The organism is Streptomyces sp. NPDC059371 (assembly GCF_042751995.1).
GTDB lineage: Bacteria > Actinomycetota > Actinomycetes > Streptomycetales > Streptomycetaceae > Streptomyces.
In genome coordinates this window covers 35,437-50,799 of sequence record NZ_JBHYXD010000048.1, presented here as the reverse complement: position 1 = coordinate 50,799, position 15,363 = coordinate 35,437, and the positions used below count along the sequence as shown (strand labels likewise).

At 70.5% G+C, this 15,363-nt stretch carries 15 protein-coding genes; 7 read left to right on the top strand and 8 right to left on the bottom strand.

The features are described 5' to 3' along the window. The 3 genes from ACFXGX_RS25090 to ACFXGX_RS25080 form a co-directional block, all read left to right on the top strand. Positions 1-836: tetratricopeptide repeat protein (locus ACFXGX_RS25090; RefSeq protein WP_384795121.1), on the top strand; the 836-nt coding region annotated here is incomplete at its 5' end. 187 nt (positions 837-1,023) lie between these two features. Then, the gene (locus ACFXGX_RS25085) at positions 1,024-1,533 is read left to right on the top strand and encodes a tyrosine-type recombinase/integrase (RefSeq protein ID WP_384795144.1); all 510 of its coding nucleotides are present in this window, start codon (positions 1,024-1,026) and stop codon (positions 1,531-1,533) included. Positions 1,534-1,980: 447 nt separating this feature from the next. Continuing rightward, on the top strand, positions 1,981-2,487 hold the full coding sequence (locus ACFXGX_RS25080) for an NUDIX hydrolase (RefSeq protein ID WP_384795119.1): 507 nt from the start codon (positions 1,981-1,983) through the stop codon (positions 2,485-2,487). A gap of 12 nt (positions 2,488-2,499) precedes the next feature. On the opposite strand, the gene ACFXGX_RS25075 is transcribed toward ACFXGX_RS25080, so the two are convergent. Further along, a complete protein-coding gene (locus ACFXGX_RS25075) occupies positions 2,500-3,744 on the bottom strand; it encodes a hypothetical protein (protein WP_384795117.1) in 1,245 nt (414 codons plus the stop codon). Between the two features lie 180 nt (positions 3,745-3,924). On the opposite strand from ACFXGX_RS25075, the gene ACFXGX_RS25070 reads away from it, so the two are divergent. Beyond that, positions 3,925-4,422, top strand: coding sequence for a GNAT family N-acetyltransferase (locus ACFXGX_RS25070; RefSeq protein WP_384795115.1), 498 nt, complete (start codon positions 3,925-3,927; stop codon positions 4,420-4,422). A 59-nt stretch (positions 4,423-4,481) separates the two neighbouring features. Here ACFXGX_RS25070 and ACFXGX_RS25065 read toward each other — a convergent pair whose 3' ends face one another. Then, entirely contained in the window at positions 4,482-4,616 is a 135-nt protein-coding gene (locus ACFXGX_RS25065; RefSeq protein ID WP_263974428.1) for a hypothetical protein, read from the bottom strand. 162 nt (positions 4,617-4,778) lie between these two features. Between ACFXGX_RS25065 and ACFXGX_RS25060 the strand changes: the two genes are divergently transcribed. Beyond that, positions 4,779-5,402 (top strand): class I SAM-dependent methyltransferase, encoded by a 624-nt coding sequence (locus ACFXGX_RS25060; RefSeq protein WP_384795142.1) that lies wholly within the window; start codon positions 4,779-4,781, stop codon positions 5,400-5,402. Between the two features lie 182 nt (positions 5,403-5,584). On the opposite strand, the gene ACFXGX_RS25055 is transcribed toward ACFXGX_RS25060, so the two are convergent. Together ACFXGX_RS25055 and ACFXGX_RS25050 are read right to left on the bottom strand one after the other, a co-directional pair. After that, positions 5,585-6,085 carry a DUF402 domain-containing protein gene (locus ACFXGX_RS25055; protein WP_384795113.1) on the bottom strand — a complete coding sequence of 167 codons (501 nt, stop codon included), beginning with the start codon at positions 6,083-6,085 and terminating at the stop codon, positions 5,585-5,587. Next, positions 6,066-6,995, bottom strand: a complete 930-nt coding sequence (locus ACFXGX_RS25050; protein ID WP_384795111.1) for a GNAT family N-acetyltransferase — start codon at positions 6,993-6,995, stop codon at positions 6,066-6,068. Before ACFXGX_RS25050 ends, ACFXGX_RS25055 begins: the two co-directional genes overlap by 20 nt. Before the next feature lie 71 nt (positions 6,996-7,066). Between ACFXGX_RS25050 and ACFXGX_RS25045 the strand changes: the two genes are divergently transcribed. Then, a complete protein-coding gene (locus ACFXGX_RS25045; RefSeq protein ID WP_384795109.1) occupies positions 7,067-7,441 on the top strand; it encodes a GntR family transcriptional regulator in 375 nt (124 codons plus the stop codon). 108 nt (positions 7,442-7,549) lie between these two features. Here the strand turns inward: ACFXGX_RS25045 and ACFXGX_RS25040 are convergent, their stop codons facing one another. Next, entirely contained in the window at positions 7,550-8,644 is a 1,095-nt protein-coding gene (locus tag ACFXGX_RS25040; RefSeq protein WP_384795107.1) for a DUF5925 domain-containing protein, read from the bottom strand. A gap of 353 nt (positions 8,645-8,997) precedes the next feature. Here ACFXGX_RS25040 and ACFXGX_RS25035 point away from each other — a divergent pair, with 353 nt between their 5' ends. Continuing rightward, on the top strand, positions 8,998-9,804 hold the full coding sequence (locus tag ACFXGX_RS25035; protein ID WP_384795105.1) for an SGNH/GDSL hydrolase family protein: 807 nt from the start codon (positions 8,998-9,000) through the stop codon (positions 9,802-9,804). A 108-nt stretch (positions 9,805-9,912) separates the two neighbouring features. Here ACFXGX_RS25035 and ACFXGX_RS25030 read toward each other — a convergent pair whose 3' ends face one another. From ACFXGX_RS25030 to ACFXGX_RS25020, 3 genes are read right to left on the bottom strand one after another with little or no spacing between them, the layout of a single operon-like run. Next, positions 9,913-11,553, bottom strand: a complete 1,641-nt coding sequence (locus ACFXGX_RS25030) for a protein kinase (RefSeq protein ID WP_384795103.1) — start codon at positions 11,551-11,553, stop codon at positions 9,913-9,915. Positions 11,554-11,598: 45 nt separating this feature from the next. Further along, on the bottom strand, positions 11,599-13,521 hold the full coding sequence (locus ACFXGX_RS25025) for a nickel transporter (RefSeq protein ID WP_384795101.1): 1,923 nt from the start codon (positions 13,519-13,521) through the stop codon (positions 11,599-11,601). Beyond that, on the bottom strand, positions 13,518-15,218 hold the full coding sequence (locus ACFXGX_RS25020) for a tetratricopeptide repeat protein (protein ID WP_384795099.1): 1,701 nt from the start codon (positions 15,216-15,218) through the stop codon (positions 13,518-13,520). Before ACFXGX_RS25020 ends, ACFXGX_RS25025 begins: the two co-directional genes overlap by 4 nt. Between the last annotated feature and the right edge of the window lie 145 nt (positions 15,219-15,363).

Below are 15,363 nucleotides of genomic sequence, written 5' to 3'. Positions count from 1 at the left end.
CGGAGGCGCACGAGGCCCACCAGGCCGCCCTCGACCTCTACCGAGAAGCCAGCAACGTCAACAGCCAAGCCCACGCCTGGAACAACCTCGGCAGCACGCTGGGCAAGCTCGAACGTCACTCGGAGGCGCACGAGGCCCACCAGGCCGCCCTCGACCTCTACCGAGAAGCCAGCGACACCCACGGCCAAGCCAGCGCCTGGAACAACCTCGGCGTCACACTCCAAAATCTAGAGCGTCACTCGGAGGCGCACGAGGCCCACCAGGCCGCCCTCGACCTCTACCAGCAGACCAGCAACGTCAACGGCCAAGCCCGCGCCTGGAACAACCTCGGCGTCACACTCCAAAAACTCGAACGTCACTCGGAGGCGCACGAGGCCCACCAGGCCGCCCTCGACCTCTACCAGCAGACCAGCAACGTCAACGGCCAAGCCAGCGCCTGGAACAACCTCGGCGTCACACTCCAAGAGCTCGAGCGTCACTCGGAGGCGCACGAGGCCCACCAGGCTGCCCTCGACCTCTACCGAGAAGCCAGCGACACCCACGGCCAAGCCACGGCATGGAACAACCTCGGCACGGCCTGCCGCAGTCTTGAGCAGTACCCGGAGGCAATCGCGGCAGGAGAACAAGCGGTCGAAATGCTGATCCAGGAGGAGCACTGGGCGCACGCTGGAGAAGGATGGGGCGAGCTCGCGACCACCCTGACAGCATCCGGCGCCGAACCGTCCCAAGTGCGGAAGGCCTGGGAACAGTCCGCCACGGCCTATACACGTGCCGGCGACGACGAAGCAGCAGCCGCATCCCGTGCGAACGCCGAAACAGCACCACCAAGCGCCTGACGGCCTTCCGTACAATTGGACCAATACGCGACGCTTGCAGACATAGGCGCTCGTGACAGCCAACTTCAGGTCGTACTGCCCCCAACTGTGCAGACACGCGCATGCCCCGCTGTACGGCGTCAACCAGAGCAAGCTCCGACATAGGAGGAAGGGTCATCAGGTTTACAGCGGACCGCTTCCACCTGGCATGACCTCAGCCCCTCGATGGGCAACGAAGCCGCATGTGGACGTCTGGCGCTCGGTGCGCCGGCACGGGGACACGAAGACCCGGAAGAGCCGACGCTCGCTGGCCATGCCGCGGCAAGTTGTCGTCGTTATGAGGGCTCACCAGCGCCGCGAGCTGGTCGCCTGCCTCGCGGCCGGCGAGGAGTGGACGGACGAGCGGCTCGTCTTCCCGACGGAGGCGGGTGAACGTCGCAGTGCCCTGAACGTGCGCCGGAACTTCAGGACCCTTTTGAAGGAGGCCGGATTCAAGGATCCGCAGGCGTGGACTCCGCGTGAGCTGCGGACGAGCTTTGTGTCTGTGCTGTCGGACCACGGGATCCCGATCGAAGTGATCTCGCGACTCGTAGGGCACAACGGCAGCGGGACGACCGAGAGGGTCTATCGCAAGCAACTGCGTCCCGTCATCGCCGAGGGAGCGGAAGCCATGGACCACATCTTTGGAGACGCGGCCGAGGGCGGAGAGATCGGCTGAAGGGCGGGAACCGTCGGATTCTTCGAGCGTGGCTCCCCGTTTGGCTCCCAGTACCCAGCGGATCCGTCAAAGGAATGCCTCTGAGCTGCGAGAAACACGCTCTGTCCGCCCATCGGCGCTTACGGTGCCTTTAAGGCAGAGCTAACGGGGGGCTCAGGAAGGGGGGTTGGGGGTGCCGTCTCTCGTGTGCCGGAGTTGCTGGACCGTCCCTGGCCGTGAGACGCCCGTGGACAGGTGGCCGTGGTGGCGGAGTTGGGGTGCGTGGCAGTCGGGCTGCGGTCCGTGGCGGCCGAGTTGAGGTAGGTGGCGGCCGGGCTGCGGGCTGCCTGGTTCTCGCGGGGCCGCCTCTGGAGTGCTCACCCAATGTAATGTGATGTCGCCTTATGGATCTGTTCTCGGAGGCAGTCGATGCAACCACGTCGTATCCGGAGGCAAGAGGCTGTCGAGGTGTATCGGAACGCCTACGGGAGCCTGTACGACGACGCTGTCGTCTCGCCGGACGGGAAACCGGGGCGTTATCTTCGATGGAAGTGGTCGACGCCGGGTGTTGTCGTTGTGCCTCGCTGGGCCGACACCGTCGCGCTCGTTCCCGCTTTCCGCTATCCGATCGGTGATCTGTCGTGGGAATTCCCGCGGGGAGGCCGGGAACCCGGCGAGTCGGTCGAGCAAGCCGCGGCCCGGGAATTGAACGAAGAGACCGGCCTGACCGCGACCGCCACGAAACGGCTGGGCGTGCTCTACGCGGACACCGGCCTGATCGAGTCTTCGATCGAGGTGGTCGAGGCCTTCGTGGAAACCCCTGAGTTCGGGAAGCGCTCGCCGGAAGTCATGGAATCGGTGGAGGAGCCGGTCTGGTTCAGTTCCCCAGAACTGCGGACAGCCTTCGCGGAGCAGCGAGTACGGTGTGCGATCACCATCGCCGCCGCCGCACTGGCCTGGCCGCGGGAGCACTAGTGGCCGCTCACTTCATTCCGGAGGTTCCGTCGGACTGACGATCCGCAGCAGTTTCTGATGCTCGGGGAGTTGTTTCTCGAGTCGCCAGGCGTTCTTGAGCCTTTCGGATTCCTTCTTCAGCTTCCTCTCCTTCCTGTCCTGGGCGATGTCGAACGGCATCGAGAGCAGATTGAGCATGAGGGAAGCAGGATTGAAGCCGGAACTTATCAATCCGATCAGGGTGTCGAGGGAACCGGTGGCAACGGAAGATGCCGAGACGTGGAGCCTGGCCGTGACCCGCTCGTCCCGGACAGCGGCCAGAGCGTCGGCGTCAAGGCCTCGGAAGGCGGCGACCGCGGCTTCCTGGAGGTGCATGCAGAAGTCTTCGACGCCATCCCTCAGCGCGTCGGTGTCCACCGGTCGGCCACTGTGAGCCTTCGCGAATTGATCGACGACCACTTTCCGGGATGCGAGCCCGACGGCTTCGTTGACCACACTCGCAGGAAGGCGCGCCAGCACAAAGGGGTTCAGTGCATAGCCCGGCAGGGTCAATTCGCCCTGGGTGGCATCCCCTTGCAGCGCGACCGTGGACGGCGTGCGCACGGTACCCCATGCCACCGGCATCTCCAGCACGGCGGGCAAGGAAGTCCTGAAGGACCAGTTCGCCGACCGCTCGACGGCCTCCAGCGCGACTTCGGAGGTCTCCCCATGAGTCGCTCGCCGCTGCTCGATCCATCCGCGCAGGGAGTTGTAGTACAGCGGATCCTGGCCGTGGATCCATTCCACCGCGGCACGCAGGGTCCGGGAATAGGAATCGTCGGGCGGTCCGATCAGATCGGTCAGACGGTCCACCGTCCTCCGCTTGAAGCGCTCGCTCACCGTGTCCACCGAGTACGGGGCGATATGCCCTTCGGTGATCTCGTCCATGAGCTCGGCGTATTCTTCGGTCGGGACATCGCCCACATTGCGCGCCTTGTGTTCGTCCCGGATCTCACGAAAGGAACCCGCCGAGTCGCGTCGCACGATGACCAGCATGCCCGAGCCGATCAATTCGGCGAGATCCGCGCGCCATTCGGGGGTCGACGGTGTCTGCCCGTCGAGGAGCGAACGTAACGCCACGTTGTGGAGCACCTGAGAATCGGTGATGACCAGCCGGTCGGCGAAGAGAGCGTTCTGCACTATCCGCGCCCGCAGTCCTCCGGGGTCGGTGACGGTGCTGCCATGATGTTCCGTCTCGCTCAGAAAGACATGAGTGCTGTTTCCCGCAGCAGGAGACACGCTTCCTCCACCAATGGCGTTTTCGAGCGCACCCGAGGAAGGTGCGCTCGCGTCCTTCGCGGCGACAGTATCGGCTCCGCCACGTCGGCTCCAGCCTTCGCGGCCGAGGAGCTTCGGGGCGGCGTTCGGTATACAGGGGGGCGTACGTGACGGCGATCAGGCGGGTAGGTGGGTGCGGGCATGGCGGAGACGCCGGGCGAAAGCGGGGAGACGGCCGAGGGGTTCGGGGTGCGGATGGCCGGCGCCGCCGACGTCCCCGTCGTGAAAGCCGTGATCGACGCCGCCTTCCAGCCCTACGTGGAGCGCATCGGGCTCGTTCCGGTGCCCATGGAAGCGGACCACGCGGCGAATGTGGCCGCGGGACAGGTGTTCGTCACGGGGGAGCCGGTCCTCGGGCTCGTGGTCGTCGAGGAGCGCCCGGACCATCTGTACCTCGACATCATCGCGGTCCGGCCCGATGCCCACGGCCAGGGCATCGGGGGCCGGCTGCTGCGCTTCGTCGAGGCACACGCGCGGGCGGTCGGGCTGGACGAGATCAGGCTCTACACCAACGCGATGATGTGGGAGAACCAGAAGATCTACCCGAGATACGGGTACGAGGTCGCCGAGCGGCGCGCCGACGGGCCGTACGACCGGATCCACTACCGCAAGCGGCTGACCGGACGGGACCGGCCGTGAGCGGACGGCGGGAGTTCACCGCGAACCTGCTGAACGCCCGCCGGGCACGGCACGGTGGCTCAGCCGTCCGGCCACCAGGTGCGCGCGATGTCCTTCCGGACCTCCGGGCGCTCGGCGGGGCGCTCGTCGGGCTCGTCCCGCACACGGCGGGAGTCCGACTTCCTCAGGGGCTTCTGCACGGTCACACGGCGCATGGCTGCCTCCTCGGGCGTCTACCGGATTCCGCGGTTGTACGGAGGTAGACCCTTTCGGGGAGAGTTCCTCATCGGTCGCGATCTGTCTGTGGCGGCCGTCACCCACGGGCCGTCCGCGCAGGCCGAGGCCGATTGTCAGTGGTCGGTGACATCGTGGAACGCATGGTGAGCGACGGCGGTACGCACGTGGGGGTGGGCGTCGACTGGGACGCGGAGTCCGGCACGTTCGACGAGGAGCCCGACCACGGGCTGCGCGACCCTGAGGTCCGCGATGCCTGGGCCGCGCGGCTGCGGGACTGGCTGCCCGAGAAGCCCGGTGATCTGCTCGACGTCGGCTGCGGCACCGGCAGCCTGTCGCTCATAGCGTCCGAGCAGGGCCACAGGGTCACCGGGGTCGATCTCGCCCCGGGCATGATCGACCGGGCCCGCGCCAAGCCGGCCGGGCGTGACGCGGTGTTCCTCCTCGGCGACGCGGTGGCGCCGCCCGTCGGGGAGCAGCGCTTCGACGTCCTGCTCAGCCGCCATGTGCTGTGGACGCTGCCCGACACCGGGCGCGTGCTGCGGCACTGGCGCGGACTGCTGCGCCCGGGAGGGCGGCTGGTGCTCGTCGAGGGCGTGTGGGGGACCCTGAGCCCGGTCGGCATATCCGCCGAGCGGCTGGCCACCCTGCTCCGGCCTCTGCTGTCCGACGCCGCAGACCTGCGGGTGGAGCCGCTGTCGGCCGACGCGCGCCTGTGGGGCCGGGACGTGGAGGACGAGCGGTACGCGGTGGTGGCCCGCTTCTGAGCGGTGCCGTTCATGGAGCGGGGCCGGTTGCCGAGCGGCGCTGCTCGGTGAGGTCGCCGAACGGGCTTGCCGGGCGGCGCTGCTCGGTGACCTCACCGAGCGGGGTTCCGAGCGGCGGCCGAATGGCGCGTTCGGCAGCCCCATCGGGCAGTCCGACCGGGCAGGCCCTCGGTGAGCAGGCTCTAGGTGAGCAGGGACTCGAAGCCGCCCTCGCGGGCCAGGTGTTCGAGGTCGTCCAGGGCCTTCTCCGCGGCGGCCGCCGCGGCCGGGTCGCTGGTCGCCAGGCCGCTCTCCGCGAACTCGTCCTCGTCCAGGCGCCGTACGTCAGTGCCGTCGGCCGAGCGCCACAGGTCGAGGTCGAGATCCTCGACGACGAGCCGGTCTCCGGAGACGGTGGCCGGACGGGTGATGTCGCAGTACCAGCCCTTGCGTTCACCCGCGGCGTCCCGGACCTCCTTCACCGAGTACCAGCGGTCCCGCCAGTAGTACTCGGTGAAGATGTCACCCTCCTCGAACTGTACGAAGCCGAAGTCGCGGACGCCGTCTCCGGCCCAGGGGGCACGCACGACCACCCGGGTGCCGTCGTCAGAGAGCAGCTCGGCCGGGTAACTGATCTTCGTACGGCCTGCCTTGACGAGTACGATCTCCAGCGTGCCGGGCGTGTCAGCCGAGGTCACGGACATACTTCACCTCCGTTGCGCAGATTTCATAGCCGAACCATGTGTTGATCGCCAGCATCGGACCGTTGCCGGCGTCGTTGCCCGTGAACGCGTCCGTGAACCCCGCAGCGCGGGCCCGGTGCAGGGAGTGGTTCTTGGCGAGTTTGGCCAGACCCCGGCCGCGGAACGCGCGGGCGGTGCCCGTCATCACGGTGCCGTAGCGGGTGCCGCCGTCGGTGCGGGCCGCGCTGAACGCGGCCGGGCGTCCGTCGACGAGCGCGACGGAGGTGAGTTCACGGTTCAGGAGAGGGTGGTTCCAGGTCTCCGTCAGCCAGGCGTCGTAGTCCGAGAACTCGCGCTCGGTGTCGCTCGGTTCGTCGAGAACCGTCTCCGCGTCCAGCCTGAACAGCGGCCGGGGGTCGTCGGCGTAGTCCGCTCCGGTACGCAACTCCACACCGTCCGGCGGGGACGGGAGCGGGGGCAGGGTGCCGTTCGCCAGGTCGAGGCGGAGGAAGTGCGCCGAGCGGGCGGCGCGGTAGCCCCGCTTCTCGGCGAAGGCGCGGTGCTCGGGCGCGTCCACCACCCAGGTGTGCAGGCGGGTCGCGCCCAGGGCGGCCAGTCGCTCCTCGGCGACGCGGGCCAGCAGCGAACCCGCTCCGCGCCCCGTCCGTTCCGGGTGAACGTAGATGTTGAGGCTCCCCAGGCCGGGCTCCGGGCTGTCGTACACGAGGCCCACCTGCGCGGTGCCGATCAGCTCCCCGTCCTCCTCGGCCAGCAACGGCCGGTAGTGGGAGTCCGGATGGGCGCGCTCCATGTCGTAGGCGATGGACTCGGGGGTGAAGAGCATGAAGGGGAGGGCCTGGTGACGAACGCGCGCGAAGCCCGCGGCGTCCACCGGGTCGTCGTGCCGGAGTTCGCGAACGATCACGGTCATGTGATCGCACGTTACGCGGGCGCCTCGGGCGGATGCCTCTCATTTTCGCGCGCGTACGGGACAATCGCGGGGTGACCCTGAAGATCCGCATCGCAGAGGGGGCCGCGCCGTACGAGCAGGTGCGTGCCCAGATTTCCGAGCAGGCCCGGTCCGGTGTGCTGCCGGTCGGCTACAAGCTGCCCACGGTACGGGGGCTGGCCGAGTCGCTCGGTCTCGCGGCCAACACCGTCGCCAAGGCGTACCGAGCGCTGGAGTCGGACGGGGTGATCGAGACGCGGGGCCGCAACGGAACGTTCGTGGCCGCCGCCGAGGACGCCGCGTCCCGCGAGGCCGCGTCGGCCGCGCAGGCCTACGCCGAGCGCGCACGCCGGCTCGGCCTGACCGAGGACACCGCGCTGGCCGCCGTACGAGACGCCCTGCGAGCGGCCTTCGAGGACGCCGGTTAGTCACCGGGCCCACGAGTCACGAGTCGCGAGCAAGGTCACGCGGCCGACCGGAGTTCGGTCCGTGCCCGGAGTTCGGCCCCGGCCCGGAGTTCGGCCCGGCCCGGGGTGTCAGAGATATAGCCCCGCGTCCGCGCCCTCGCGTTGGTCCGGGACCGATGTCGGGGTCGTTCCGCGGCGCAGGGCGTACAGTTCCGCGAGGGTCGCGCCCTCGCGTGAGACGCCTTCCTCGGTGCCCAGCCAGCTCACCGCCTCGCGGCGGGTGAGCGCTCCGACCTCGATCCGGGCGAGGCAGCGGCCGGGGCGGACGACGGCGGGATGGAGGCGCTCCAGGTCCTCGTTGGTGGTGACTCCCACGAGGACGTTGCGGCCCTGGCCGAGCAGTCCGTCGGTGAGGTTGAGCAGCCGTGACAGGGCCTGGCCCGCGGTGTGCTTGGCCTCGCCGCGGATCAGTTCGTCGCAGTCCTCCAGGAGCAGGAGCCGCCAGCGGCCCTTGCCGGTCCCGTCCTCCTCGCCGATCGCGATGTCCATCAGATAGCCGACGTCGGAGAAGAGGCGCTCGGGGTCCAGCACGCAGTCCACCTGACACCAGTCGCGCCAGGAACGGGCCAGCGTGCGCAGGGCGGAGGTCTTGCCGGTGCCGGGCGGGCCGTGGAGCAGGAGCAGCCGGCCCGCGATGTCCTCCGGCGTCGTCTTCATCAGGCTGTCCATGGCGTCCGCCACCGGCGCCGTGTAGTTGGGGCGGACCTCTTCCCAGGTGCCCGCCGAGATCTGCCGGGTCGTGCGGTGCGGTCCCCGGCGCGGTGACACGTACCAGAAGCCCATCGTGACGTTCTCCGGCTGCGGCTCGGGCTCGTCCGCCGCGCCGTCCGTGGCCTGCTTCAGCACCTTCTCGGCGAGTTCGACGCTGGTCGCGGTCACCGTGACGTCGGCACCGCGGTTCCAGCGGGACACCAGCAGCGTCCAGCCGTCGCCCTCGGCGAGGGTGGCGCTGCGGTCGTCGTCGCGCGCGGAACGCAGCACCCGGGCGCCCGGCGGGAGCAGAGTGGCCCCGGACCGTACGCGGTCGATGTTCGCCGCGTGCGAGTGCGGCTGCTCGCCCGTCGCGAAGCGACCGAGGAACAGCGCGTCGACGACGTCCGACGGCGAGTCGCTGTCGTCGACGTTGAGCCTGATCGGCAGAGCGTCGTGTGGGTTCGCAGACATGTCGCCATGATCTGTCACGAGGGCGCCCCGTGCACCCGGTTTCCACGGTGCGTCGCGTGTGTCGCGCTCGGTCCCGCTCTTCGGGTCTACTTCCCTCCCCCTTGTTCCCCAAGGGCGTTACGGCTGTCCCGAGCCGGACAGCCGGCCATCTCACATGCGGCTTACGGGAGTTGACGTGTCGCGCTCCCGTGTCATCCGGCTGTCATCCAGCCGACATGGACATGTCGACAAATATGTGATGAACGGGGACGGATCGGCTGCTTAATGCATAAGGGTCTTGGCATGGACACTTCCTGTCAACACGCGTAGCTGCTACCAAAGTTGTGGCAGAGATCCTGCTAAAGGGAGGTTCCATGAGACGTCCCAGATTTTCGGCATACATGACCTCACTCCTCCTGGCCGCCGGCCTCGCCCTCACCGGGGCGGCAGCGGCTCAGGCGCAAACCGCGGCGGCCACCGGCTATGTGGCGCTCGGTGACTCCTATTCCTCCGGTGTCGGCGCGGGCAGCTACATCAGCTCCAGCGGCGACTGCGACCGCAGCACGAAGGCGTACCCCTACCTCTGGAACGCCGCGCATTCACCGTCGTCGTTCGACTTCACCGCTTGCTCCGGCGCTCGTACGGGTGATGTCACGGCGAATCAGCTCGGCCCGCTCAGCTCCTCCACGGGGCTCGTCTCGATCACCATCGGCGGCAACGACGCCGGCTTCTCGGACGTCATGACGACCTGCGTCCTGCAGTCCGAGAGTTCCTGCCTCTCACGCATCGCCACGGCGAAGGCGTACGTCGACTCCACGCTCCCCGGCAAGCTCGACTCGGTCTACTCGGCCATCAGCGCGAAGGCCCCGGCCGCCCACGTGGTCGTCATCGGCTACCCCCGCTTCTACAAGCTCAACGGAAGCTGCCTGAGCGGACTTTCGGAGACCGAACGGTCCGCCATCAACGGCGCGGCCGACTACCTGGACAGCGCGATCGCCGTTCGTGCCGCCGCCCACGGCTTCACCTTCGCGGACGTCAGGGGCAACTTCACCGGCCACGAGATCTGCTCCGGCAGCGCCTGGCTGCACAGCCTGAACTGGCTGGACATCGGCGTGTCGTACCACCCGACCGCGAGCGGTCACTCCAGCGGCTACCTGCCGGCCTTCTCCGGAGCCGTCTGACCTCCGGGCCCCCACCCCGGACTCCGGGTCCCCACCCCGGAACCCTTCGAGTGAACACCCGCCCCGGCAGGGAGAACGCCCGCCCTGCCAGGGCCCACCGCCCGCCCCTCAGGGGGTGGCGGACACGGATGCGGAGGCCCCGTCCGTCGGGGTCTCCGTCTCACACGTGATGGTGAACGGAACGGAGCCGGAGGTCACGCGCACCGGGCTGCGCACCTCCACGCTGATCGAGTTGGCGAACTCCCCGCTCGTGTCGTACGTCGTCGCCACCACCGTCTTCTGCTGCGTCCTGCCGCCGCTCGCGGGGAACGACAGTGTCTTCCAGCCCGGATCGGTCACCTCGCCCGTCTTCGTCACCCAGCGGTACTCGACATCCACCGGGACACGGCCCACCGTGAACGTCGCCGTGAACGAGGGGGCCTCGGCACTCGGCGGGGGACAGGTGCCCCGGTAGTCGGTGTGATGTCCCGCGACCGTCACGTGGACGGACTGCGCGGGCGGCGCGCTGGTCGAACTCCCGCCCTCCGGAGGGCTGCTGGAGGGACTCCGGCCGCCGGTCGCACCGGCGGTGGCGTTCTCGCTCTTCCTGCCGCCCGAGGTACCGCTGTCGGTGGTGCCGGTGCCCCCGCTGCTGCTGTTCCCCCGCCCGGTGTTCCCGCCGTCACCGTTGTCCTTGTTGAGCAGGGCGTACGTCAGTCCGCCGAGGGCGAGTGCCAGCGCGACCAGGCCCGCGACGATGGCGACGGCCGCCCGGCGGTTGCGTTCGGGCTCGGCCGACGGGGTGGCCGAGGGCAGTGTCGCGGGAGGCGGGCCGAACCCCTGGGGCGGTGTCGCGGAGGACGGCGCCGGCACTCCGAACGCCCCGATCGTCGGAGCGTCGGACGACCGCGTCGTGGCGCCCAGGGGACGCGTAGGCGCCGTACCGCCCGCCGCGACCACGCGCAGCTCGCGCTCGGCCGAGTCCGCGCTCGTCCGTTCGGCCGGGTCCTTGGCGAGCAGCCCCTCGATGACGGGGGCGAGCGGGCCCGCGCGACGGGGCGGCGGCAGCGGTTCGTCGACGATGGCCCGCAGGGTGCTCAGCGGAGTGGGCTGCCGGAAGGGCGAGTTGCCCTCGACCGCCGCGTACAGCAGTACGCCGAGCGACCACAGATCCGACTCCGGGCCGGGAGTACGCCCCAACGCCCGCTCCGGGGCGAGGAATTCCGGCGATCCGATGACCTCGCCCGTCATGGTCAGGGCGGAGCTGCCCTCGACCGTCGCGATGCCGAAGTCCGTCAGGACGACCCGTCCGTCGTTCGACATCAGCACGTTGCCCGGTTTGACGTCCCGGTGCAGGACCCCCGCCTCGTGCGCGGCGCGCAGCGCGGCGAGGACCTCGGCGCCGATGTGGGCGGCGCGCAGCGGATCCAACGGCCCCTCGGCGTCCAGCAGATCGGAGAGGGCGATCCCGCGGATCAGCTCCATCACGATCCACGGCCGGCCGTCCTCCATGGCGACGTCGTACACCGTCACGACATTGCGGTGGGAGACACGGGCGGCCGCCCACGCCTCCCGCTCCAGACGCGCGTACATCCGCTCGATCTCGGAATCGGGAAGTCCGTGCGGGGCGCGGACCTCCTTCACGGCGACCTCGCGTTGCAGCACTTCGTCGCGAGCGCGCCACACCGTGCCCATGCCGCCCTCGCCCAACGGCGAGAGCAGCCGGTAGCGCCCGGCGATCAAGCGCTCACTGCCCGGATCTTCGGACACGTGCGTCCCCCATTCGCATCCGCGCGATTTCTCCCCAAAAGTAGCTCAGCCGAGTACGGATGCCGCCCCCTTGAGCACCAATCCGGCCCCGAGCGTCACGACGATCAGCGCCGAGCCGAGGGGCGCGAACCTGCGGACGAGGAATACGAGGCGGCCCCCGGCCCACCGTTGGCGTCCGGCGAGGGCGCGGTTCACACCGCTGCCGAGCTTGACGACGGCGAACCCGGCCGCTGTCAGCGTCAGGGCGAGTCCGACGCCGTACGCGAGCACGAGAAGAAGGCCGAACCAGGCCTGTCCGAGCGCCGTGGCGCCCACGAGGACGACGACCGCCGACGGGCTGGGCACCAGCCCACCGGCGAAGCCGAGCAGGATCGTGCCTCGGAGGGTGGGCGCGATCTCGTGGGTGTGGGTGAAGCCGCCGTGGGTGTGTTCGAGGGTGGGGGAGTGGGGGGTGCCGGCCGAGCGGTGGTCGTGGTCGTGGTCGTGCGCATGGCCGTGACTGTGGTCGTGTCCGTGGTCGTGGTCATGCGGGTGCGGGTGCGGGTGGGGTCGGGTTGCCGTCGCCGTTGCCGTCGCTGTGGGGGTGCCGGTCGTGGCGGACGCGGTGGCGTGAGCCAGGACCAGGGGACGCGCGGCGTCCGCGTGGTCATGGCCGTGCTCGTGGTCGTGGTCGTGCGTGTGCGAGGGGACGGGCGGGTGCTCGTGGTCGTGCGTGTGGCCCGGTCCGTGGTCGTGGGGATGGGCCGGAGCCTGATCCCGGCCGTGACCGTGATCGTGCGCGTGTCCTTGGTCGTGTCCGTGAGCCGACGTGTGGTCGTGGTCGTGCGCATGGTCGTGGTCATGCCCGCGCCCGTGCACATGGCCGTGCCCGTCGTCATGCCCCTGCCCGTCGTCATGTTCGTGCCCGTGGTCATGACCGGGTGCGTGTGCGGAGGGTCGCGTGCGCCAGGCCCGGCGCAGGAGTGTGGCGCCCGCGCCCATGACGAGGACGCCGCTGGACACGCCCAGCCAGGCGATCACGGAGGGGGCGGCCGCGGAGCCCGCGGTGACCAGCAGGCCGAGCGCGACCACTCCCAGGGTGTGGGTGACCGTCACCGAGGCGGCCAGCGGCAGCACGTCCTTGAACCGGGCCCGGCCCCCGCGCGCCGCCGCCGTCGCGGCCATCAGGGTCTTGCCGTGGCCGGGCGCGAGCGCGTGCATCGCGCCCAGGCCCACGGCGATGACCAGGGCGAGGGCGGCGAAGCCGAAGGTGAGGTCATGGCGGGCCACCAGGTTGTTCAGGGCCTGGGTCCAGCGGTCGGCACCGCGCGGGAGCACGGAGGCGGCCGGAGCGTCGCGCCGCTCCTCGACGAGGGCGGGTCCGCCGGGGCGGATCCGCAGCGAGGCGGTCGCGGTGTCGGCGGGCGAGGAGAGCAGTGCCTTCGGGTACTCGGTCAGCTCCGCCGAGACGGACTTCCGCGGTACGTCCGAGGAGGTGAGCGTCATCCGGTCGCCCCGGGCGGTGATCTCGCGCCAGCCGGGGCCGTGATCGGTCCCCGCGCCGTGGAAGCCCACGGTGAGCGCGCCCTTGCCGGACAGCGGCGCCGTCAGCCGGCACTCGACGCGCAGGGTGTCGAGTCCCGCCTGGCCCGGCCGCAGGCGGGCCGTGCTCGCGCCCGCGGTCAGCGGCACCGTCCGCCCGTTCACCGTGACCTCGCTGCCGTGCGCGGCGGTCTCGCACCGCTGCCGGGCCCAGTCGGCCATGCCGAGCCGTTCGATGTCCGGCTTGGCCTGGGTGGCGGGGATCTCGGCCAGGTCCTCGACGTGATCGACGCGCAACTGCCCGGGGGCGGCGACGAGTCCGTCGTAGCGGTTGACCGTGAAGTTGCCGAGCGGATGAGCGTCGGCCGACCCGGAGGGGACCAGCACGAGCGCACAGGCCGCGGTCAGGACCGTGCCGCACAGGGCGAGGAACCGGGGCGCCCTCACTTCGTGGCCTCCAGTGCCTTACGGGCCTCGCGGGTGCCCAGCGGCGAGAAGCCCGGGTTCAGGTCCAGGGCCGCCTTGAGCGCGGTGCGGGCCTTGTCGGTGTGACCGGTGGCCTTCTCGATGACGCCGAGGTGGTAGAGGAAGGACGCGCTGTGGTAGCCCGTCGCCGTGGCCCGGCGCGCGTACGGCAGAGCTTCGGCGTCGCGGCCCGAGACATGCAGGGCCCAGGCGAGCGCGTCCGCGGTGTGCACGGTGTGCCGGCGGGCCCACTCGGCGCGGGCCGCCGTGAGCGCCGCCTCGTGGTCACCGTGGTCGGCGGCGGCCAGCGCGGTGTCGAGGTCGGCGTTGACGCCGTAGGCGTGGGCGAGGGAGATCCAGGCGTTCACCAGCGTGTACTGGTCGCGGGCCTTCTGCGCGTCACCCGCCGCGCCGCGGGCCTCGTACAACTCCCCGAGTTCGACGAGCGGTTGAGGCAGCGGGTAGCGCTGCACGACCAGTTCCATCCCCTTGATCGCCGCCGCGCGGTCGCCCATGGAGGCCTGGGTGCGGGCCCGGCCCTCGAGGGCGGGGAGGTAGGTGTCGTCGGCGGCCAGCGCGCGTGCGTAGTAGGTGAGGGCGGAGTCGTAGTCGCCCTGGTTCCAGGCGAGTTGGCCGAGCGCGGACGCGACGTACGAGATGTCGCCGCGGCTGGTCGCCGTCGCGAGCGCCTGTTCCAGGACCCGCCGGGCGGTCTTCACGTCGCCGCGCAGCTCGTGGACGTAGGCGTACCGGGTGAAGACCGGGACGCCCGGGCGCCGCGAGTCCGCCAGGTCGGCCGCCTTCGACGCCTCGTCGTAGCGGCCGAGTTCGACGAGGGCGTCGATACGGGAGGACAGGGCGCGTTCGCTGTAGGGGTTCTGCTTCAGCGCGAGGTCCGCGTACTTCAGGGCGCCGGTGAAGTCGTGCCGGGCGGCGGCGAGGGCGGCCCGTCCGGCGAGCGCGGGATCGTAGTCGGGGCGCAGCTTCAGGGCCCTGTCGAGCGCCTTTCGCGCCTGGGGATAGCGCGAGGGGTCGCCCTTGGTGCGGGCCTGCTCGACATAGGCGAGACCGAGCGTGGACCAGCCGCCGAAGTCCTTGGGCTGGGAGCGGAGATGGGCCTGGAGGGAGAGGACGCTGGCGTCGAGGTCGCCGCTCGCGAGCAGTTGCGGTGACACGCCGTTGGACACGGCCGCGACGGCGGGAGTCGTCGCGCCGTCCCTCAGCGCGCCGAGCACCACGGCGCCCGCCGTCATGGCGACGGCCAAAGCGGCGGCACAGAAGCCGAGTTGAGCGGCCCGCCAGCGGCGCTGCGCCTGGGAGACCCGACGCACGGCGGCCACCCGCTCGTCGCCGCCGTCCCCGACGGGGTCCTCGGCGCGGGTGTCCGCGCCAGGCACGGTCACCGGGTCCGCAGGGCCGGCCGGGGTCACCGGGGCGTCCGGGCCCGCCGGGGTCGAGGGGTCCGCAGGGCCGGCCGGGGTCACCGGGGCGTCCGGGCCCGCCGGGGTCGAGGGGTCCGCCGGGCCTGCCGGGGTCGAGGGAGCTTCCGGGCCGGCCGTGGTCTCCTCGGCCGGAGCCGCCTCCGCGGTCTTCTCGGCGGGCGTGGCCCCCACGGTGTTCTCGTCGGGCGTGGCCCTTTCGGCGTCCGGCGTCGCGTTGTCGTTCGTACGCGGGGACATGCCCTCTCCTCAAAGTCCTTGGTGGAACGGTCGTTGTGGGGGGTGAGGCGGGGGGGGGGCCGCGCAAGGGGGTGGGGGTGGGGGCTGGGGGGCGGCGGCTCGTGAGGCGGGGGGGCGTGAGAGGCCCGCCCCCGCGTGCTGCCCG